The organism is Blastococcus sp. SYSU D00922 (assembly GCF_054050495.1).
In genome coordinates, this window is the sequence record NZ_JBJGZL010000001.1 from 415,677 (window position 1) to 435,154 (window position 19,478).

Sequence of the window (19,478 nt, forward strand, 5' to 3'; positions counted from 1 at the left end):
CGGTCCCGGGAGATGCTCAGTGGTCGCCTCCCCGCAGCTGGCTGACGACGTGGGGGAGGAGCGGGCCGAGCACCGCCAGCCCGTCCTTCACCCCGCCGGTCGACCCGGGCAGGTTCACGATCAGCGTGCGCCCGGCGATCCCGGCCAGGCCGCGGGAGAGCACCGCGGTGGGGACGCCGTTGCCGGCGCCGTAGCGGCGGATCGCCTCGGCGAGGCCCGGCGCCTCGCGCTCGAGCACCGCGCGCGTCGCCTCGGGGGTGACGTCGGTGGGGGAGAGCCCGGTGCCGCCGGTGGTGACGACGACGTCGAAGCCGTCGTCCACCGCGTTGCGCAGCACCGCCTCGATCTCGGCGGCGTCGTCCGGGCGGACGTGCGGCCCCTCGACGTCGAAGCCCAGCCGCACCAGCCCGTCGGCGAGGGCCCGTCCGCTGCGGTCCTCGTAGACCCCGGCCGCGGCCCGGTTGGAGGCGGTGAGGACCAGCGCGCGGGCGTCCGCGGGGAGGTCGCTCACCGGGTCCACTCCCCGCTCTTGCCGCCGGACTTCCGCAGCAGCCGGACGTCGGTGATCGACGCCCGCGGGTCGACCGCCTTGACCATGTCGATCATCGTGAGCCCGGCGACCGTCACGGAGGTGAGCGCCTCCATCTCGACGCCGGTCCGGTCGGCGGTGCGGGCGGTCGCGGTGATGTCCACGCCGTCGTCGGTCACGTCGATGTCCACGGTCACGCCGTGCAGCGCGATCGGGTGGCAGAGCGGGACGAGGTCGGGCGTCCGCTTGGCCCCGGCGATGCCCGCGATCCGCGCCACGGCGACGGCGTCGCCCTTCGGCACGCCCTTCCCGCGCAGCAGGTCGACCACCTCCGGGCTGACGAGGACGCGGCCGGCGGCCGTGGCCTCCCGCGCGGTGACCGCCTTGGCGCTGACGTCGACCATCCGGGCGGCGCCGGTCTCGTCCACGTGGGTGAGCCGGGGCTCGGTCATTGCAGGGCTCCCTCGATCAGCACGACGTCGACCTCGGCGCCGGCGGGCAGTTCGGTGACGTCCTCGGGGACGACGACCAGGCAGTTGGCGCGGGCGAGGTGCGCCACCAGGTGCGAGCCCGGCCCGCCCACCTGCGAGACCTGCCCGCCGTCGAAGCGGCCGCGCAGGAACTGGCGGCGGCCGGCGGGGGAGCGCAGCGGTCCGGTGAGGCGCGCGGGCACGTGCAGCCGATCGGGCGAGGTGTAGCCCATCGCGCGGCGCAGCGCGGGCCGGACGAAGACCTCGAACGACACGAACGCGCTCACCGGGTTGCCCGGCAGCGTCACGACCGGGACGCCGTCGACGGTGCCGGCGCCCTGCGGCCCACCCGGCTGCATGGCGACCTTCGCGAACTCGACGGTGCCCAGCTCGCGGAAGGCGTCCTTGACCACCTCGTACGCCCCGGCGCTGACGCCGCCGCTGGTGATCAGCAGGTCGGCCGCCGCCACCTCGGAGCGGACGGTGCCCAGGAACTGGTCCACGTCGTCGGGCACGAAGTGCAGCCGCCGCGCCTCGCCCCCGGCGTCCTCGACGGCCGCGACCAGCAGCCGCGAGTTGGACTCGTAGATCTGCCCCGGGAGGAGCGGCTGCCCGGGGGCGACCAGCTCGCTGCCCGTCGACAGGATGAGCACGCGCGGCCTGCGGCGGACCGGCAGCTCGGTGACGCCCACCGCGGCGGCCAGCCCCAGCTGCGCGGCGCCCAGGGGGCTGCCCGCCTGCAGCGCCACCGCACCGGCCGCGATGTCCTCGCCGGCCGCGCGCAGGTGGGTGCCGGCCGCGGGGCAGTCCCGGATCTCGACGACGTCCGTGCCGCCGTCGGTGAGCTCCACCGGGACGACCACGTCGGCGCCGGCGGGGAGCGGGGCGCCGGTCATGATCCGCTGCACGGTCCCGGGCGCCAGTGGGACGACGTCGGTGCGACCGGCGGGGATGTCGTCGGCCACCGGCAGGGTGACCGGTGCGCGCGAGGCCTCGGCCCACCGGGCGGCGTAGCCGTCCATGGCGGAGTTGTCGAAGCCCGGCAGGGCGACGGCGGCCGCGACGTCCCGAGCCAGCACGCGCCCGTGGGCGTCGTCCAGCGGCACGGTCTCCTCCGGGAGGGCGCCGAGCAGCGCGTTCACCACTGCCTGGTGTTCCTCGACGGTGCGCACGGGGTCATCCTGGCTGATCGAGCGGGCGTCCCGCCGCGCCGGTTATCGTCCGACCGTGGCTGAGATCGATCGGATGCTCGAGGCGAACGAGGACTGGGCGCAGCGGTTCCCCGGGAGCAAGGACGTGCGACCCGCGCGCAAGGTCGCCGTCGTGGCCTGCATGGACTCCCGCATGCCGCTGTTCGGGCTGCTCGGTCTCGACGTCGGTGACGCGCACGTCATCCGCAACGCGGGCGGGGTCATCACCGAGGACACGATCCGTTCGCTGACCATCTCCCAGCACCTGCTGGGCACCCGCGAGATCGTGCTGGTCCACCACACCGACTGCGGGCTCGAGAAGAGCGACGACGTCAGCTTCGCCGACCTGGTGGAGCAGGCGACCGGCCGTCGTCCGCCGTGGGCGCCCCGCTTCTTCACCGTCGTCGACGACGACGTCCGGGAGTCGATCCGGCTGATCCAGGAGAGCCCGTACCTGCTGTCCCGCGAGGTGCGGGGGACGGTCTACGACGTCGAGACGGGTCGCATCCGCGAGGTCGTCTGACCGCGGTCGGGGCGGCGTCCGTCGGCTGGTATCGTGATCGGCTGGCGCGCGCAAGCCGGCTGGTGCCCGCGTGTCGCTCCGTCTCCCGTGCTCGGTGAGGCGATCCCACCAGCCATCCCGACGACGACGGAGGACACGAGCGCCGTGCGCACGTACTCACCCAAGCCCGGCGAGGTCGACCGGGCCTGGCATGTCATCGACGCCACCGACGTGGTGCTCGGCCGACTCGCCAGCCAGACCGCGCAGCTCCTGCGCGGCAAGCACAAGCCCCAGTACGCCCCGCACCTCGACGTCGGCGACTTCGTCGTCATCGTGAACGCGGGCAAGGTGGCCCTGACCGGCTCCAAGCGCGACGACAAGCGCGCCTACCGGCACTCCGGCCACCCGGGTGGTCTGAAGACCATCAACGTCGGCGACCAGCTGCGCACGCACCCCGACCGCGTCATCGAGCGCGCGATCAAGGGCATGCTGCCGCACAACAGCCTGGGCCGTCAGATGCTCTCCAAGCTCAAGGTCTACGCCGGCCCGGAGCACCCCCACGCTGCGCAGCAGCCCCAGACCTTCGAGATCAAGCAGGTGGCCCAGTGACCAGCCCCGCGACCCTGACCGACGCCGACGGGCGCCCGATCCAGACCGTCGGCCGCCGCAAGGAGGCCGTCGTCCGCGTCCGGCTCCTGCCCGGCACCGGCCAGTTCAAGCTCAACGGCCGCTCCCTCGAGGAGTACTTCCCGAACAAGGTGCACCAGCAGCTCATCCGTGAGCCGTTCGTGATCCTGGAGAAGGCCGAGCAGTACGACGTCGTCGGCATCCTCAAGGGTGGTGGCGTCACCGGTCAGGCCGGCGCGCTGCGCCTGGCGATCGCCCGCGCCCTCATCGAGGTCGAGGCCGAGGACCGCCCCGCGCTGAAGAAGGCCGGCTTCCTCACCCGTGACGCCCGCGTCACCGAGCGCAAGAAGTACGGCCTCAAGAAGGCGCGCAAGGCGCCTCAGTACTCCAAGCGCTGACCCGCACGACCTTGGGTCGCCTGTTCGGGACCGACGGCGTCCGGGGTCTGGCCAACGCCGACCTCACGCCGGAGCTGTCCCTCTCGGTGGCACGTGCTGCCGCCGGAGTGCTCGCCGACCGCGACGGGACCTCGCGTCCCGTCGCGGTCGTCGGGCGTGACCCCCGCGCCAGCGGGGAGATGCTCGAGGCCGCGGTGGTGGCCGGCCTGACCAGCGCCGGGGCCGAGGTGCTGCTGGCCGGTGTGGTGCCCACGCCCGCCCTGGCCCACCTCACCGCGGAGACCGGCGCCGACCTCGGCGTCATGATCTCGGCGAGCCACAACCCGATGCCCGACAACGGCATCAAGCTGTTCAGCCGCGGCGGGCACAAGCTGCCCGACGCCGTGGAGGCGGCCATCGAGCGCACCGTCGTCAGCGGCTCGTCCGACGGCCACCGGCCGAGCGGCGCGGCCATCGGCCGGGTGCGGGCGCTGCCCGACGCCGCCGAGCGCTACGCCCGGCACGTCCTCTCCACCGTCGACCAGCCGCTCGACGGGCTGCGCGTCGTCGTCGACTGCGCGCACGGCGCCGCGGCCGGGACCGCGCCGGACGTCTACCGCCGCGCCGGTGCCACCGTGCACGCGATCGGCAACGAGCCCGACGGCTGGAACATCAACGACGGCATCGGCTCGACCCACCTCGGGCCGCTCGTCGACGCGGTCCGCGCCCAGGGCGCCGACATCGGCATCGCCCACGACGGCGACGCCGACCGGTGCCTCGCCGTGACCGCCGATGGCGAGGTCGTCGACGGCGACGCGATCCTCGCGATCTGCGCGCTGGCGCTGCACGAGCGCGGTGCGCTCAAGGGCGACACCGTCGTCGCGACCGTGATGAGCAACCTCGGGTTCCACCACACGATGCGCGACGCCGGGATCGCGGTGCAGACCACCGCGGTCGGCGACCGCTACGTGCTGGAGGCCCTGCGGGAGGGTGGGCTCAGCCTCGGCGGCGAGCAGAGCGGACACCTGGTCTTCCTCGACCACGCGACCACCGGCGACGGGCTGCTCACCGGGCTGGCCCTGCTCTCCCGCCTGCGGGCGACGGGCAGGTCGCTCGCCGAGCTGGCGTCGGTGGTGCAGCGCCTGCCGCAGATCCTGATCAACGTCCCGGTCACCGACCGGCTCGCGGTGGCGGAGAGCGAGGCGGTCGCCGAGGCCGTGAACGCCGTCGAGGAGGAGCTGGGCGAGTCCGGGCGGGTGCTGCTGCGCCCCTCGGGCACCGAGCAGCTGGTGCGCGTGATGGTCGAGGCGCCCACGCAGGAGCAGGCCGACGAGGTCGCGCACCGGCTGGCGGAGGTCGTCGCCGCCGTCGGGTGACCGGGCGGCTGTGACTGCTGGGGCGGAGGACCCCCGGTGGGGTGGTCCTTCGCCGCGAAGCGGCCGTCCTGGACGGACTGGTCCGCCCCCGCCGGTACCCTGGGACCAATGTGCGGCATTGTGGGGTACGTCGGTCCGCAGGACGCCCGGGACGTGGTCCTGGAGGGTCTGCGTCGGCTCGAGTACCGGGGGTACGACTCCGCCGGTATCGCGGTCGTCGCTGACGGCGGGCTGAGCTCGGCCAAGAAGGCCGGCAAGCTGGCCAACCTGGAGAAGGTCCTCGCGGAGCAGCCGCTGCCGGCGGCCACCGTCGCCATCGGCCACACCCGGTGGGCGACGCACGGCGGGCCGACCGACCGCAACGCCCACCCGCACCTGTCCGCCGACGGGTCGGTCGCGGTGATCCACAACGGCATCATCGAGAACTTCGCCGTCCTGCGCGCCGAGCTCGAGACCGCCGGCGTCGAGTTCGAGTCCGAGACCGACACCGAGGTCGCCGCCCACCTCCTCGCGGCCGCCTACGCCGCCACCCCGGAGGGCGAGGGGCGCCTGGCCGAGGCCATGCGGACCGTCTGCCGCCGGCTCGAGGGCGCCTTCACGCTGGTCGCCTCGTCGGTGCACGAGCCGGACACGCTCGTCGCCTCCCGCCGCAGCAGCCCGCTGGTCGTCGGCGTGGGCGACGGCGAGTACTTCCTGGGCTCCGACGTCGCCGCCTTCATCGGGCACACCCGCAACGCCCTGGAGCTCGGGCAGGACCAGGTCGTCGAGATCGACCGCACCCGCGGCGTGACCGTCACCGACTTCTCCGGCGCGCCGGTCGAGCCCACCGCGTACACGGTCGACTGGGACGCCGCCGCCGCCGAGAAGGGTGGCTACGACTGGTTCATGCTCAAGGAGATCGCCGAGCAGCCGCAGGCGGTCGCCGACACCCTCCTGGGCCGGATCGGCGAGAAGGGCGACCTCATGCTCGACGAGGTGCGCCTCTCCGACCAGGAGCTCCGCGACATCGACAAGATCTTCGTCGTGTCGTGCGGCACCTCGTACCACGCGGGGCTGATCGCCAAGTACGCCATCGAGCACTGGACCCGCATCCCGGTCGAGGTGGAGGTCGCCAGCGAGTTCCGCTACCGCGACCCGGTGCTCGACCGCTCCACGCTGGTCATCGTCATCAGCCAGTCCGGCGAGACGATGGACACCCTCATGGCGCTGCGGCACGCCAAGGAGCAGAAGGCCCGCGTCCTGGCCATCTGCAACGCCAACGGCTCGACCATCCCGCGCGAGTCCGACGCCGTGCTCTACACGCATGCCGGGCCGGAGATCGCGGTCGCCTCGACCAAGGCGTTCCTCAGCCAGATCGTCGCCTGCTACCTGGTCGGCCTCTTCCTGGCCCAGGTGCGCGGCATGAAGTACGAGGACGAGGTCGCCGCCATCGTGGACGACCTGCGCCGCCTCCCCGAGGCCGTCGCGCAGGTGCTCACCGGCATGGAGGAGGTCCGTGCGCTCGGCCGCTCGCTGGCCGACGCGGGCACGATCCTCTTCCTGGGCCGGCACGTCGGGTTCCCCGTCGCGCTGGAGGGTGCGCTCAAGCTCAAGGAGCTCGCCTACATCCACGCCGAGGGCTTCGCCGCAGGTGAGCTCAAGCACGGCCCGATCGCCGTCATCGACCAGGGGACGCCGGTCATCGTGATCGTGCCGTCGCCGCGCAGCCGCGAGTCGGTGCACGGGAAGGTCGTCTCGAACATCCAGGAGGTCCGCGCCCGCGGCGCCCGCACCATCGTGATCGCGGAGGAGGGCGACGAGGACGTCGTCCCGTTCGCCGACCACGTCATCCGCGTGCCGCGGACGCCGACGCTGCTGGCGCCGGTCGTCACGACCGTGCCGCTGCAGGTGCTGGCCTGCGAGATCGCCGACACCCGCGGCTACGACGTCGACCAGCCGCGCAACCTCGCCAAGTCGGTGACCGTCGAGTAGTTCCGGCAGACTGGCCCGCGTGATCATCGGGGTCGGGATCGACGTGGTGCCGGTGGAGCGGTTCGCCGAATCGCTCACCCGCACGCCCGGGCTGCGCGACCGGCTGTTCACGGCGGCCGAGCAGCTGACGCCGTCGGGCAACCCGAGGACGGGCGAGTCGCTGGCCGCCCGGTTCGCGGCCAAGGAGGCCCTCGCCAAGGCCCTCGGCGCCCCGGGGGACCTGCACTGGCACGACGCCGAGGTCACCGTCGGGGAGCACGGGCGACCGCACCTGGAGGTCCGGGGATCGGTCGCCGGCCGCGCGGCGCAGCTCGGCGTCTCGTCCTGGCACGTCTCCCTGAGCCACGACGGCGGCATCGCGTCCGCCGTCGTCGTCGCCGAGGGCTTTCCCCGCGCCGGGGAGCCCGCGTGATCGGGCTCCGCACCGCCGCCGAGGTCAGGGCGGCCGAGGAGCCGCTGCTCGCGGCCACCCCGCCGGGCACGCTCATGCAGCGCGCGGCCGCCGGCCTCGCCACGGTGTGCCTGCGCCTGCTCGGCAGCGCCTACGGCCGCGCGGTGACCCTCCTGGTCGGCACGGGCAACAACGGGGGCGACGCCCTGTTCGCCGGCGCACGGCTGGCCGCTCGGGGCTGCCGGGTGACCGCGGTGCTCCTGGATCCCGACCGCGTCCACGACGCCGGTCTGGCCGCGCTGCGCCGGGCGGGCGGACGCGTGCTCGCGGCGGGTTCGCCCGGGGTGGAGCGGGCCGTCACCCGCGCCGACCTGGTGCTCGACGGGATGCTGGGGATCGGCGGGTCCGGCGGCCTCCGGCCTGCCGCCGCTGAACTGGCGGCGCTCGCGGGAGCGGGCGCCGGGATCACCGTCGCGGTCGACGTCCCCAGCGGGGTCGACGCCTCCACCGGTGCCGTCGACGGCGAGGCCTTCCCCGCCATGCACACGGTCACCTTCGGCGCGGTGAAGCTCGGTCTGGTCGTGGGGGAGGGGCGCGCGTTCGCCGGCCAGGTGCACCTGGTCGACATCGGGCTCGACCTCCCGGTCGCGACGGTGCACCAGCTCACGGACGCCGACGTCGCCGCCCGCCTCACGCCGCCGTCGGCCACCGACGACAAGTACTCGCAGGGCGTCGTCGGCGTCGTGGCGGGCTCGGCCACGTACCCGGGCGCCGGGGTCCTGTGCACCGGGGCTGCCCTGCGCACCCGGCCCGGCCTGGTCCGCTACGCCGGTACGGCCGCCGACGGCGTGCGCGCGGCCTGGCCCGAGGCGATCGTCACCGACGGCCGCCCCGGTGACGCCGGCCGCGTCCAGGCGTGGGTGGTCGGCCCCGGGATGGGCACCGACGACGCCGCGCGCAGCGTGCTGGCGGAGGTGCTGGCCACCGACCTGCCCGTGGTCGTCGACGCGGACGCCCTGACGATGTGCGCGGCCCAGCCGGAGCTGGTGCGCCGGCGCGCGGCGCCGACGCTGCTGACCCCGCACGACCGCGAGTTCGCCAGGTTCGGGGAGGACGTCGGCACCGACCGGGTGGGCGCGGCGCGGCGGCTGGCCGCCGGGCTCGGCTGCACGGTGCTGCTCAAGGGCGAGGCCACGGTGGTGGCCGACGCCGACGGGACCGCTTTCGTCAACGGCACCGGGACGCCGTGGCTGGCCACCGCGGGAACCGGCGACGTGCTGTCCGGCATCGCCGGCGCGGTCCTCGCCACCGGGCTGCCCGCGGTCGAGACCGGCGCGGTCGCCGCCCACCTGCACGGCCGCACGGGCCAGGTGGCCGCCCAGCGGGGACCCCTGGTCGCCGGCGACCTGGTCCGCCGCCTCCCCGAGACCATCGGCCGGGTGCGCGGGCTCGCGCCGTCCGGCCTGGGAGACTCGGGCGCGTGACGAACGCTGCTCCCCGCGCCGAGGTCGTCGTCGACCTGGACGCGATCGCCGCCAACACCGCGGTGCTCCGCGACCGGGTCGACCGGCCGCTGATGGCCGTGGTCAAGGCCGACGGCTACGGCCACGGCCTGGTGCCCGCCGCCCGCGCCGTCCTGGCCGGCGGGGCGGACTGCCTGGGTGTGACCGTGCTCGACGAGGCGCTCGCCCTGCGCGCCGCCGGCGTGACCGCGCCGGTGCTCTCCTGGCTGCACAACCCCGGTACCGACTACGCGCCGGCGCTCCAGCAGGACGTGCAGGTGTCGGCCAACGCCGTCTGGGGCCTGGAGGAGATCGTCGCCGCCGCGCGCGCCACCGGCCGCACCGCCCAGCTCCACCTGTTCGTCGACACCGGGCTCTCCCGGGAGGGCGCCACCATGGCCGACTGGCCGGCGCTGGTCGAGGCGGCCGCCCGCGCGCAGGCCGAGGGGTACGTGACGGTGGTCGGCCTGTGGAGCCACATGGCCTACGCCGACGCCCCCACCCACCCGACGATCGGGGCACAGGTGCGGGTGTTCGACGAGGCCGTCGTCCTGGCGCGGTCGGCCGGGCTCACCGACGCCCGCCTGCACCTGGCCAACTCGGCGGCCACCGTCGCGCTGCCCGAGACCTGGTACGACATGGTGCGGCCGGGGATCGCGCTCTACGGGCTGGACCCGCTCTGCGGCTCCGACCCCCACGCGCACGGGCTGCGCCCGGCGATGACCGTCCGGGCGGGCGTGATGCTGACCAAGCGGGTGGCGGCCGGCGTGGGCGTCTCCTACGGCCACACGTACACGACCCGGGCCGAGACGACGCTGGCCCTGGTCCCGGTGGGCTACGCCGACGGCATCCCGCGGGCCGCGGGCAACACCGCCCCGGTGCTGGCCGCCGGCGCGCAGCGGCGCATCGCCGGACGGGTGTGCATGGACCAGTTCGTCCTCGACGTCGGCGACGACGCGATCGCGGCCGGCGACCAGGTCGTCCTCTGGGGTCCCGGTGACGACGGCGAGCCGACCGCCCAGCAGTGGGCCACCGCGCTCGACACCATCCACTACGAGCTGGTCACCCGCGTCGGCGGACGGTTCGCCCGCCGCTACGTCGGCTCGACCGGGGCGGTCTGATGGCCCGGTCGAAGCCCGCGCCCAAGCACTCGCGGGCGCACACCGCAGGGATCGTGGGCTCCGTCGTCGGCCTGGCTGCCGCAGGCACGGCGGCCGGTGTGGCCGTCACCCGGATCGCGCGGCGGCGGGTGCGGGCCGCGGAACTGGGACCGGTGGGCGACGTCGCCGAGCTCACCGCGGCGCAGCTGCGCGAGGACGACCCGCTCGGCCCCGCCTCGCGTGCCGCGGACCGCACCGCGCTCGTGCAGGCCGACGACGGCGTGCTGCTCGCCGTGGAGGAGATCGGCCCGCGCGACGCGCCCCTCACCGTCGTCTTCGTGCACGGCTACACGCTCTCCATGGCCTCGTGGACGTTCCAACGGAGGGCGCTGGCCGCGGAACTGGCGACGGCGAACGGCCACCGCCCCGACGTCCGCCTCGTGTTCTACGACCAGCGCGGCCACGGCGCCTCGGGCCGGGGTCGCGCGGAGAGCTCGACGATCGAGCAGCTGGCCCGCGACCTGGACACGGTGCTGGAGACGCGGGTTCCCCGCGGGCCGGTCGTCCTCGTCGGGCACTCGATGGGCGGCATGACGATCATGGGCCTGGCCGCGCTGCGGCCCGCGCTGTTCGGGTCCAGGGTCACCGCCGCCGCCCTCCTGTCGACGTCGAGCGGGCAGCTCGCCGACCTGAACTTCGGCCTGCCCGAGCTGCTCACCCGGGTGCGGGCGGCCGTGTTCCCGGTCGCCGCCTGGACGATGCGGCGGCGTCCCGCGTTCGCCGAGCGGACCCGGCGGGTGGCCGCCGAGCTCGTGTCCGCGGTGACCCGTTCGCTCTCCTTCGCCTCGGCGGACGTCGACCCGGCCCTCGTGCACTACGTGGACTCAATGATCGCCGGCACCCCGGTCGACGTCATCGCGGAGTTCTACCCGGCGCTGGCAGGCCTGGACGAGACCGGCAGCCTCGAGCCGCTGCGCACGATCCCGACGCTCGTCCTCACCGGGGACAAGGACAAGATGATCCCGGTGGAGCACAGCGAGCTGCTCCTCGAGCGGCTGCCGGACGCGGAGTACGTCGTCGTCCCGGACGCGGGGCACATGGTGCTGCTGGAGAAGCCCGACGAGGTGACGGACGCGCTCACCGCGCTGCTGCGCCGCGTCGGCGCCGGGGCGAACGCCGCGCGCTGACTCGGTTCAGCCGCCGCCGTCCCCGCCGCCACCGCCGCCCATCGGCCCACCGGGGTGGTAGGTGCGGACGGCGTCGAGCCGGCGTCGCAGGCCCGCCGCTCGTTCCTTGGCCGTCGGTACCGGGATGGGCTCGAACATCGAGGACCGTCTGAGCTCGTCGCTCAACCGGTCGCGTCCGTGCAGGGCGACGAGGACGGCCGTGCCGCCGTCCCACGCGGGATCCGAGGGCGGCTCTGCCGCGAGTGCCGCGAGCGCCCGCCGTCCCGCCGGTGTCAGGTGCACCGGCCGCTCCGCCCGACGAGGGACGACGCTCCAGCGACGGACGAGGCCCGCGGCGGTCAGCCGCCGACCGATGGCGAGGACGCGGTCGTCGTCCGCGAGCCGCCACCGGACGACGTCGACCGACCGGTCCCCGCGGGTGCCCACGGCGTCGAGCACCGCGCCCTCGACCGGGTGCCGCCGCGTGGGCTCGACGACGGCGAGCCGGCCGGGCGGCTGCACGGTGATGCGACCCTCCTCGGCCAGGGCGACGAGGGCCGTGTCGACCACCCGTTCGGGCCCGCCGGCGAGGTGGGCGATGTCGTAGACGTCCAGCTGCGGTGCGGTCACGGCGGTCGTCCTCTCCAGGATCGGACCTAGGGGGCTCCGGAGGCGTTCCAGTGACTCCGGGAGAGGTACGCGCCGGCGGCAGCCGCACTGCCACCGGTGCGGTAGGCGGCGAGGTGGGGGTCGCTGTGGTCGACGCCGCGCGACCGGTGCCCGGGGCGGGGCGGGGGCACGGTCGTCGGCGGACGCTCGAAGATCTCCGCCCGGAGCCGGTTCCCGGGCTGCTGCGGACCCTCGAGCGCCACCCGGACCAGCTCATACTGCCCGCCGGCCATGGCCCGCGCCTTCAGCTCGCCGAGGACCCGGCGGCCGGCCCGCGTCGGGGCCAGCGCCCGCCGGTGGCCGTGGAGCAGGACGACGACCGCACCGGTACGGCCGAGCAGCCCCGCCTGCTGGAGCCGGTGGCCCACCTCCAGCAACCGGTCGTCGTCGTGCACCCGCCACCGGATCGTGTCCACCGAGCGGTGCCCCGTCGGCCCGACCGCGTCGAGGACGGCTGCCTCGACCGGATGGCGGCGCACCAGGTCGGTGGTGGCGAGCTGCCCGGGTGAGTGCACGCGGAGGCGGCCGGACCCCACCAGGGCGACGAGGGCGGTGTCGACGACCCGGTCCGGTCCGCCGGCCAGGCAAGCGATGTCGTAGAGGTCGAGCGCGGGTGCCGTCATGGCCGTCGTCCCTTCCGGTGGACCCTGCGGCGAGGCTGTCATCGGGTGGTGGACGGCGGAAGGGGCCGAGGACCCGCGGTTAGGGTGCCTCCGTGGCCGCTCTCCGACCGCCGAGGTTCGACGCCGCGGCCGACGAGGTCGCCCGCGTCGCCGCGGCCGCTCCCGACTGGGCCACCCTCGCCGAGGTGAACCGGCCCTGCGTCGCCTGCCCGGAGCTGGCCGCGACGCGGCAGCACGTCGTCGTGGGTGACGTCCCGGTCTCCGGCCGGCCGCGGTTCGTCCTGGTCGGCGAGGCGCCCGGCGCGACCGAGGACGAGACCGGGCGGCCGTTCGTCGGGAAGTCCGGTGCACTGCTGGACCAGCTGCTCGCCGAGGCGGGCCTGTCGAGAGCGGAGGCCGCCGTGCTGAACATCGTGAAGTGCCGCCCCCCGGCCAACCGCACGCCGAAGACGCCCGAGGTCGCCCGCTGCAGCGGGTGGCTGCGCCGGCAGCTGGAACTGCTCGACCCGCCGGTCGTCGTCGCGCTGGGGCTGTCGGCCGCGAAGTGGTTCCTGGGCCCGAGGACCGTCCTGGCGCAGGTCCGCGCGCGGCCGCACGAGGTGGACGGCCGGGCCGTCTGGGCCACCTACCACCCGTCGGCCGCCATCCGCTTCGGCCCGAAGGGCGCTCCGCGGGCCGGGCTGCTCGCCGACCTGACCGCCGTCGCGGGGACCCTGGCATGAGGCTCGAGCACGTCCTGCCGACCCCGGAGGACACCCAGGCGCTGGGCCGCGATCTCGCGGGTGTCCTGGAGCCGGGTGATCTCGTCGTCCTGGTCGGCCCGCTCGGCGCCGGGAAGACGGCGCTCACCCAGGGCATCGGCGCCGGGCTCGGCGTCCGCGAGCCGGTGACCTCCCCGACGTTCGTCATCTCGCGCGTGCACCGCGGCGGGCGGATCCCGCTGGTGCACGTCGACGCCTACCGGCTGGGCGGGGTGGGCGACGTCGACGACCTGGACCTCGATGCCTCGACCGACGAGTCGGTGACGGTGGTCGAGTGGGGTCAGGGGCTCGTGGAGCGCCTGACCGACGAGCACCTCGAGGTGCGCCTCGACCGGCGCGACGACGACGTGCGGACGGCGGTGCTGGTGCCCCACGGTCCCGGCTGGGAGCGCCGGCTGGACGGCGGCCGAGTGGGTCGGCCCGCGACTCAGTAACGTTGACCGACGTGCTCGTCCTCGCTCTCGACACCGCGACACCGACGCTCGTCGCCGGGCTCGCCGACTGGTCGAAGCACGGGGCGACCGAGGTGCTGGCCGAGCGCGCGGTGCCCTCCGGCAACCGGCACGCCGAGCTGCTGACCCCGGCGATCACCAGCGTCCTCGACGACGCGGGTCTGACGATGGGGGATCTGGACGCCGTCGTCACCGGACTGGGCCCGGGCCCGTTCACCGGCCTCCGGGTGGGCGTGGTGACCGCCGCCGCGCTGGCCGACGCCCGCGGGCTGCCGGTGTTCGGCGTCTGCTCCCTGGACGCCGTCGGCGCGGGCGCCCGGACCGTCGTCACCGACGCCCGCCGCAAGGAGGTCTACTGGGCCGCGTACGACGAGTCGGGCGACCGCGTCGACGGGCCCGGCGTCGTCCGGCCGGAGGATCTGGGCCGGCCCGGCCCGTTCGTCGGCGACCCGGCGTTCGCGGCCCGGCTGGGTGCCGACGTCGCGGCCGCCGAGGTGACCACCGCGGGCCTGCTCCGCGCGGCCGAGCCGCAGCTGCTCGACCCGTCGTCGGCAGGCCCGCTGCTGCCGCTCTACCTGCGCCGCCCGGACGCCACCCCGCCGACGGCGATCAAGGCGGTCTCGCAGTGACCGTCACCCTGCGGCCGATGACGGTCGCCGACCTCCCCGCCGTCATGCGGCTCGAGGAGGAGCTGTTCGCCCCGGACACCTGGACCGAGGCGATGTACCGCGACGAGCTCGCGCGGTCCGACACCCGCTACTACGTCGTGGCCGAGTTCGACGTGGGCGGCGACGAGGACGAACCGGTCGAGGGCCCACCGGTGATGGTCGGCTACGGCGGGCTGATCGCCTACGACGACGAGGCGCACGTGGCGACGCTCGGGGTGACGACGGCCCTCCAGGGGGAGGGGATCGGGTCGCTGCTGCTCGACGACCTGCTGGCCGAGGCCGACCGGCGCAGCCCCGTCGTCCTGCTGGAGGTGCGTGCGGACAACGAGGCCGCCCAGCACCTCTACCGGCGACGCGGGTTCGTCGAGATCGGGCGGCGGCGGGGCTACTACCAGCCCAGCGGTGCCGACGCGGTCGTCATGAAGCGCAAGCGGGTGCGCGCGCTGAGCCGGACGGGAGGCGGACGTGGCTGATCACGGGTCGGGTGGGGGAGCCCTGGTGCTCGGCTTCGAGACGTCGTGCGACGAGACCGGGGTCGGGCTGGTGCGCGGGCACACCCTGCTCGCCGACGCCCTGGCCACGTCGATGGAGGAGCACGAGCGCTTCGGCGGGGTCGTGCCGGAGATCGCCTCGCGGGCCCACCTGGAGGCGATGGTCCCGACCGTGCACCGGGCGCTGGCCGACGCCGGCGCGACGGTCGACGACGTCGACGCCATCGCGGTGACCTCCGGGCCCGGCCTGACCGGCGCCCTGCTGGTCGGCGTCGCCGCGGCCAAGGCCTACGCCCTGGCGCTCGGCAAGCCGCTGTACGGCGTGAACCACCTGGCCGCGCACGTCGCCGTCGACGAGCTGCAGCACGGCCCGCTGGCCGAGCCGTCCATCGCGCTGCTCGTGTCCGGCGGGCACAGCTCGCTGCTGCTCGTCCCAGACCTGGCGCAGGACGTGCAGTCGCTGGGCCGCACGGTGGACGACGCGGCGGGGGAGGCCTTCGACAAGGTCGCCCGCGTGCTGGGCCTGCCCTTCCCGGGCGGCCCGCCCATCGACAAGGCGGCGCGGGAGGGTGACCCCGCCGCCATCGGCTTCCCGCGCGGCCTCACCGGCCCCCGGGACGCGCCCTACGACTTCTCCTTCTCCGGCCTGAAGACCGCGGTGGCCCGCTGGGTCGAGGCGCGGCAGCGGGCGGGGGAGCACGTCCCGGTGGCCGACGTCGCCGCCTCGTTCCAGGAGGCGGTCGCCGACGTCCTGACCGCGAAGGCGGTGCGGGCCTGCCGCGACCACGGGGTCGACCACCTTGTCCTGGGTGGCGGCGTGGCGGCGAACTCGCGGCTGCGGGCCCTCGCCGAGGAGCGCTGCGCCGCGGCCGGGATCGTGCTCCGGGTACCCAGCCCCCGGCTGTGCACCGACAACGGCGCGATGGTCGCCGCGCTCGGCTCGCGACTGGTGGCGTCCGGGATCGCGCCGTCGCTGCCCGATCTGGGCGCCGACAGCTCGCTGCCGATCGAGGTCGTCACCCGCTGAGCGGCTCGCAGACCAGCACCGTGGGCGCGCCGGCCACCCGGGTGACCACGACGACGGCGGAACCGCTCCCGGGCCCCCTGAGCTGCCGCGCGAGGGTCTCGGGCTCGATGGGCGAGCCCCGCTTCTTGACGACGACGCGGCCGATCTGGCGGGCCCGCAGGTGCGCCTTCAGCTTCTTGAGGTTGAACGGCAGGACGTCGTGCACCCGGTACGAGCTCAGCCACGGCGTCTCCGCCGGTCCGTCGGAGGTCAGGTAGGCGATCGTCGGGTCGACCAGGGTGGCGCCGTCGGCCACGAGCGACATGAGCCCGGACCGGATGAGCGCGGGGTCGGGCTCGTGCAGCCACCCGCGCACCGGGCCCACCGGCGCGGGGCCCGGGTCGTCGTCGGCGGCGACCTCGTTGACGACGCCGTCGTGGACCAGCGTCGCCCGCCGCCAGGTGGTCGCGACGCCGGGGGCCCACAGCAGCGCCTCGACGATCGAGCCGCCGACCGACACCCACTCGGCCTCGACGGCGTCGGGCACCCGCTCGTGGTCGAGGCCGGGCGCCACCTTGACCACGGAGACGGGGACGCGGTCGAGCAGCGCCGCGACCGTCGACCAGGGCGGGGACCAGCGGTCGGGGTCGAGCTGCCGCCGCCCGCCCGCCCGCCGGGCGGGGTCGAGCACCGCGGCGTCGCACCCCGCCACGCGGCCGTCGGCCGCCGCCGCGACGAGCTCGGTGACATCGGCGTCGAGCACCTCGACGCCGGTCAGCCCGAGCGCTGCCACGTTGCGGCCGGTGAGCTCCCGGGCGACCGGGTCGCGGTCGACGGCGACGACGCGCGCACCGGCGCGGGCCAGGGCCATCGTGTCGGTGCCCGCCGCGCAGCCCAGGTCGGCGACCGAGGCGGCCCCGCCGGCCAGGAGCCGCGCGGCCCGCCGGTCGGCGAGTTCCGGACGTCCGGCCTGCTCGAGGGTGTCGCCGGTGAACATCAACCGGTCCGCGTCGGCGCCGAACGTCGCGCGGGCGCGGTCCCGCTGACGCGCGATGCCCCACGCCGGGCCGGCGAGATCGGCGCCGACCTCGGCACGCAGCCGGCTCAGCGCGGTCACCGCGTCGACCCGTCCGGCCAGCAGCTCCGCGGCACGGGAGAGGGCCTGGGCGCCGGCAGGGGTCGCGAGCGCCCGGAGCTGCCGCACGGTCTCGGCGGCCTGCTCGTCGGGTGCCCGTTCCACCCGCACAGCCTCGCGCACGGTGCCGCGCGCCCCGCCGTCACCCACGTCGGGGACCCGGTTGAGCGGCTGGCACTCTCGTGGGTAGAGTGCCAATCGACACGGGCTGGCGCCCGACCCCCGCGACGGCGGGTGCCCGGATCCCGTGCCACAGCATCAGCACCGACGCACCACAAAGTCATAGCCACAGCCGTCCGACACCGAAGGGGGCGTCACCGACGTGACGACCGCTACCAAGGTCAGCATCAAGCCGCTGGAGGACCGGGTCGTGGTCCAGGCCAACGAGGCCGAGACCACCACCGCCTCCGGTCTGGTCATCCCGGACACCGCCAAGGAGAAGCCCCAGGAGGGCACCGTCGTCGCCGTCGGCCCCGGCCGCATCGACGACAACGGCAACCGCGTCCCGCTCGACGTGAACGTCGGCGACGTGGTCATCTACTCGAAGTACGGCGGCACCGAGGTCAAGTACAGCGGCGAGGAGTACCTCGTGCTCTCCGCGCGCGACCTGCTCGCCGTCGTGGAGAAGTGACCTCTCCGCACCCGCACTGACCGACCGCCCCGGGCGACCCGATTCCCTCGGGCCCCGGGGCGGTCTGTGTTGGGCCGCCTCCCGCCCAACCCGCCCCCAGCACTCCCTCTACGAGAGGTCCGGCATGGCCAAGATCATCAAGTTCAACGAGGACGCCCGGCGCTCGCTCGAGCGCGGCGTCGACAAGCTCGCCGACGCGGTCAAGGTGACCCTCGGCCCGCGCGGTCGCAACGTCGTCATCGACAAGAAGTTCGGCGCGCCCACGATCACCAACGACGGCGTGACCATCGCCCGGGAGATCGACCTCGACGACCCGTACGAGAACCTCGGCGCCCAGCTCGCCAAGAACGTCGCCACGAAGACCAACGACGTCGCCGGTGACGGCACCACCACCGCGACCGTGCTGGCCCAGGCGCTGGTGCACGAGGGCATGCGCAACGTCGCCGCGGGTGCCAACCCGATGGCGCTGGGCCGCGGCATGCGCGCGGCCGTGGACGCCGTCCACGCCGCCCTGGACAAGGTCGCCACCCCGGTCGACGACCGCAAGGCCATCGCCGGCGTCGCCACCATCTCCGCCCAGGACGCCGAGGTGGGCGAGCTGATCGGCGAGGCGTTCGAGCGCGTCGGCAAGGACGGTGTGATCACCGTCGAGGAGAGCAACACCATGTCCACCGACCTGGACGTCACCGAGGGCGTCCAGTTCGACAAGGGCTACCTGTCGCCCTACTTCGTCACCGACCAGGAGTCCATGGAGGCCGTCCTCGAGGACGCCCTGGTGCTGCTGGTCAGCGGCAAGGTCGGCGCGCTGGCCGAGCTCCTGCCGCTGCTGGAGAAGGTCCTCTCGACCGGCGGCCGCCCGCTGCTGATCGTCGCCGAGGACGTCGAGGGCGAGGCGCTGTCCACCCTCGTCGTCAACTCCATCCGCAAGACGATCAAGGTCGTCGCCGTGAAGTCGCCGTTCTTCGGTGACCGCCGCAAGGCGTTCATGACCGACCTCGCCATCGTCACCGGCGGTCAGGTCGTCAGCGAGGACGTCGGGCTCTCCCTGGACTCCGTCGGCCTCGAGGTGCTCGGCACCGCCCGCCGGGTCACCGTCACCAAGGACGCCACCACGATCGTCGACGGCGGCGGCACGTCCGAGGCCATCGGCGACCGGGTCGCGCAGATCCGGCGCGAGATCGAGGCGACCGACTCCGACTGGGACCGCGAGAAGCTGCAGGAGCGGCTGGCGAAGCTGGCCGGCGGCATCGGCGTCATCCGCGTCGGCGCGGCCACCGAGGTCGAGCTCAAGGAGCGCAAGCACCGCATCGAGGACGCCATCGCGGCCACCCGCGCGGCGGTCGAGGAGGGGGTCATCCCCGGCGGCGGCTCGGCGCTGGTGCACAGCGCCGAGGCCATCGACGGCCTCTCGCTCGAGGGTGACGAGCTCACCGGCGCCCGCGCGGTCCGCTCGGCCCTGGACGCCCCGCTGGCCCGCATCGCGGAGAACGCCGGCTTCGAGGGCCGCGTCGTCGTCAGCAAGGTGCGCGACCTCGGCGTCGGCCAGGGCTTCAACGCCGCGACCGGCGAGTTCGGCGACCTGGCCGGCCAGGGCGTCATCGACCCGGTGAAGGTCACCAAGGCCGCGCTCGGCAACGCCGCCTCCATCGCGGCGATGGTCCTGACCACCGACTCGGCGGTCGTGGACAAGCCGGCCGAGGAGGAGCACGAGCACGGCGGCGGGCACCACACCCACGGCCACTCGCACGGCGGCCACGGCCACTCGCACTAGCAGAAGGACCCCGTCCTCCTCACGCCTCGCGAGCTCCGCGTGAGGAGGACGGGCCATGCACAAGAGGGCG

The 19,478-nt window shown here is 74.9% G+C and carries 22 protein-coding genes; 16 read left to right on the plus strand and 6 right to left on the minus strand.

Annotation, left to right across the window (positions count from 1 at the left end):
- Window positions 1-16: 16 nt before the first annotated feature.
- The 3 genes from ACI78T_RS02220 to moeA are packed head-to-tail and all read right to left on the minus strand — an operon-like array spanning window position 17 to window position 2,171.
- The gene (locus tag ACI78T_RS02220; RefSeq protein WP_456556437.1) at window positions 17-511 is read right to left on the minus strand and encodes a MogA/MoaB family molybdenum cofactor biosynthesis protein; all 495 of its coding nucleotides are present in this window, start codon (window positions 509-511) and stop codon (window positions 17-19) included.
- Window positions 508-981, minus strand: coding sequence for a cyclic pyranopterin monophosphate synthase MoaC (gene moaC / locus ACI78T_RS02225; RefSeq protein ID WP_456556438.1), 474 nt, complete (start codon window positions 979-981; stop codon window positions 508-510). The genes ACI78T_RS02220 and moaC overlap by 4 nt, the downstream gene beginning before the upstream one ends.
- Window positions 978-2,171 carry a molybdopterin molybdotransferase MoeA gene (gene moeA / locus ACI78T_RS02230; protein WP_456556439.1) on the minus strand — a complete coding sequence of 398 codons (1,194 nt, stop codon included), beginning with the start codon at window positions 2,169-2,171 and terminating at the stop codon, window positions 978-980. Before moeA ends, moaC begins: the two co-directional genes overlap by 4 nt.
- A gap of 55 nt (window positions 2,172-2,226) precedes the next feature.
- Here moeA and ACI78T_RS02235 point away from each other — a divergent pair, with 55 nt between their 5' ends.
- From ACI78T_RS02235 to ACI78T_RS02275, 9 genes are all read left to right on the plus strand, one after another.
- Window positions 2,227-2,712: a beta-class carbonic anhydrase gene (locus ACI78T_RS02235; RefSeq protein WP_456556440.1), complete on the plus strand. Its 486-nt coding sequence runs from the start codon at window positions 2,227-2,229 to the stop codon at window positions 2,710-2,712.
- A 144-nt stretch (window positions 2,713-2,856) separates the two neighbouring features.
- Window positions 2,857-3,300, plus strand: a complete 444-nt coding sequence (rplM, locus tag ACI78T_RS02240) for a 50S ribosomal protein L13 (RefSeq protein WP_456556441.1) — start codon at window positions 2,857-2,859, stop codon at window positions 3,298-3,300.
- Window positions 3,297-3,716: a 30S ribosomal protein S9 gene (gene rpsI, locus ACI78T_RS02245; protein WP_116451080.1), complete on the plus strand. Its 420-nt coding sequence runs from the start codon at window positions 3,297-3,299 to the stop codon at window positions 3,714-3,716. Before rplM ends, rpsI begins: the two co-directional genes overlap by 4 nt.
- Window positions 3,717-3,727: 11 nt before the next feature.
- Window positions 3,728-5,071: a phosphoglucosamine mutase gene (gene glmM / locus ACI78T_RS02250; RefSeq protein WP_456556442.1), complete on the plus strand. Its 1,344-nt coding sequence runs from the start codon at window positions 3,728-3,730 to the stop codon at window positions 5,069-5,071.
- Between the two features lie 108 nt (window positions 5,072-5,179).
- Window positions 5,180-7,042 carry a glutamine--fructose-6-phosphate transaminase (isomerizing) gene (gene glmS / locus ACI78T_RS02255; protein WP_456556443.1) on the plus strand — a complete coding sequence of 621 codons (1,863 nt, stop codon included), beginning with the start codon at window positions 5,180-5,182 and terminating at the stop codon, window positions 7,040-7,042.
- Window positions 7,043-7,061: 19 nt separating this feature from the next.
- Entirely contained in the window at window positions 7,062-7,454 is a 393-nt protein-coding gene (locus ACI78T_RS02260; protein ID WP_456556444.1) for a holo-ACP synthase, read from the plus strand.
- Window positions 7,451-8,917 carry an NAD(P)H-hydrate dehydratase gene (locus tag ACI78T_RS02265; RefSeq protein WP_456556445.1) on the plus strand — a complete coding sequence of 489 codons (1,467 nt, stop codon included), beginning with the start codon at window positions 7,451-7,453 and terminating at the stop codon, window positions 8,915-8,917. The genes ACI78T_RS02260 and ACI78T_RS02265 overlap by 4 nt, the downstream gene beginning before the upstream one ends.
- A complete protein-coding gene (gene alr / locus ACI78T_RS02270) occupies window positions 8,914-10,056 on the plus strand; it encodes an alanine racemase (protein ID WP_456556446.1) in 1,143 nt (380 codons plus the stop codon). The genes ACI78T_RS02265 and alr overlap by 4 nt, the downstream gene beginning before the upstream one ends.
- Window positions 10,056-11,222 (plus strand): alpha/beta fold hydrolase, encoded by a 1,167-nt coding sequence (locus ACI78T_RS02275; protein ID WP_456556447.1) that lies wholly within the window; start codon window positions 10,056-10,058, stop codon window positions 11,220-11,222. Before alr ends, ACI78T_RS02275 begins: the two co-directional genes overlap by 1 nt.
- Window positions 11,223-11,228: 6 nt before the next feature.
- Here the strand turns inward: ACI78T_RS02275 and ACI78T_RS02280 are convergent, their stop codons facing one another.
- A complete protein-coding gene (locus ACI78T_RS02280) occupies window positions 11,229-11,831 on the minus strand; it encodes a TIGR04222 domain-containing membrane protein (protein ID WP_456556448.1) in 603 nt (200 codons plus the stop codon).
- Between the two features lie 26 nt (window positions 11,832-11,857).
- Window positions 11,858-12,535 carry a TIGR04222 domain-containing membrane protein gene (locus ACI78T_RS02285; RefSeq protein ID WP_456556449.1) on the minus strand — a complete coding sequence of 226 codons (678 nt, stop codon included), beginning with the start codon at window positions 12,533-12,535 and terminating at the stop codon, window positions 11,858-11,860.
- A gap of 50 nt (window positions 12,536-12,585) precedes the next feature.
- On the opposite strand from ACI78T_RS02285, the gene ACI78T_RS02290 reads away from it, so the two are divergent.
- The 5 genes from ACI78T_RS02290 to tsaD are packed head-to-tail and all read left to right on the plus strand — an operon-like array spanning window position 12,586 to window position 15,892.
- Window positions 12,586-13,215 carry a uracil-DNA glycosylase gene (locus tag ACI78T_RS02290; protein WP_456556450.1) on the plus strand — a complete coding sequence of 210 codons (630 nt, stop codon included), beginning with the start codon at window positions 12,586-12,588 and terminating at the stop codon, window positions 13,213-13,215.
- Window positions 13,212-13,688 carry a tRNA (adenosine(37)-N6)-threonylcarbamoyltransferase complex ATPase subunit type 1 TsaE gene (tsaE, locus tag ACI78T_RS02295; protein ID WP_456556451.1) on the plus strand — a complete coding sequence of 159 codons (477 nt, stop codon included), beginning with the start codon at window positions 13,212-13,214 and terminating at the stop codon, window positions 13,686-13,688. The genes ACI78T_RS02290 and tsaE overlap by 4 nt, the downstream gene beginning before the upstream one ends.
- A gap of 11 nt (window positions 13,689-13,699) precedes the next feature.
- Window positions 13,700-14,335: a tRNA (adenosine(37)-N6)-threonylcarbamoyltransferase complex dimerization subunit type 1 TsaB gene (gene tsaB / locus ACI78T_RS02300; RefSeq protein ID WP_456556452.1), complete on the plus strand. Its 636-nt coding sequence runs from the start codon at window positions 13,700-13,702 to the stop codon at window positions 14,333-14,335.
- Window positions 14,336-14,352: 17 nt separating this feature from the next.
- On the plus strand, window positions 14,353-14,847 hold the full coding sequence (rimI, locus tag ACI78T_RS02305; protein WP_456556453.1) for a ribosomal protein S18-alanine N-acetyltransferase: 495 nt from the start codon (window positions 14,353-14,355) through the stop codon (window positions 14,845-14,847).
- Window positions 14,840-15,892: a tRNA (adenosine(37)-N6)-threonylcarbamoyltransferase complex transferase subunit TsaD gene (gene tsaD, locus ACI78T_RS02310; protein WP_456556454.1), complete on the plus strand. Its 1,053-nt coding sequence runs from the start codon at window positions 14,840-14,842 to the stop codon at window positions 15,890-15,892. Before rimI ends, tsaD begins: the two co-directional genes overlap by 8 nt.
- On the opposite strand, the gene ACI78T_RS02315 is transcribed toward tsaD, so the two are convergent.
- On the minus strand, window positions 15,882-17,111 hold the full coding sequence (locus ACI78T_RS02315; protein WP_456556455.1) for a THUMP-like domain-containing protein: 1,230 nt from the start codon (window positions 17,109-17,111) through the stop codon (window positions 15,882-15,884). The two genes, tsaD and ACI78T_RS02315, sit on opposite strands and share 11 nt — an antisense overlap.
- Window positions 17,112-17,328: 217 nt before the next feature.
- Here ACI78T_RS02315 and groES point away from each other — a divergent pair, with 217 nt between their 5' ends.
- Window positions 17,329-17,637, plus strand: a complete 309-nt coding sequence (gene groES / locus ACI78T_RS02320) for a co-chaperone GroES (RefSeq protein WP_092194970.1) — start codon at window positions 17,329-17,331, stop codon at window positions 17,635-17,637.
- 124 nt (window positions 17,638-17,761) lie between these two features.
- Window positions 17,762-19,408 (plus strand): chaperonin GroEL, encoded by a 1,647-nt coding sequence (gene groL / locus ACI78T_RS02325; RefSeq protein ID WP_456556456.1) that lies wholly within the window; start codon window positions 17,762-17,764, stop codon window positions 19,406-19,408.
- Window positions 19,409-19,478 lie beyond the last annotated feature (70 nt).

What these genes read in the sequence shown, in the direction of transcription:
- moaC (WP_456556438.1), bottom strand. Translation starts at nt 981, where the DNA reads ATGACCGAGCCCCGGCTCACCCACGTGGACGAGACCGGCGCCGCCCGG.
- glmS (WP_456556443.1), top strand. Translation starts at nt 5,180, where the DNA reads ATGTGCGGCATTGTGGGGTACGTCGGTCCGCAGGACGCCCGGGACGTG.
- ACI78T_RS02275 (WP_456556447.1), top strand. Translation starts at nt 10,056, where the DNA reads ATGGCCCGGTCGAAGCCCGCGCCCAAGCACTCGCGGGCGCACACCGCA.
- ACI78T_RS02285 (WP_456556449.1), bottom strand. Translation starts at nt 12,535, where the DNA reads ATGACAGCCTCGCCGCAGGGTCCACCGGAAGGGACGACGGCCATGACG.
- tsaE (WP_456556451.1), top strand. Translation starts at nt 13,212, where the DNA reads ATGAGGCTCGAGCACGTCCTGCCGACCCCGGAGGACACCCAGGCGCTG.
- rimI (WP_456556453.1), top strand. Translation starts at nt 14,353, where the DNA reads ATGACGGTCGCCGACCTCCCCGCCGTCATGCGGCTCGAGGAGGAGCTG.
- groL (WP_456556456.1), top strand. Translation starts at nt 17,762, where the DNA reads ATGGCCAAGATCATCAAGTTCAACGAGGACGCCCGGCGCTCGCTCGAG.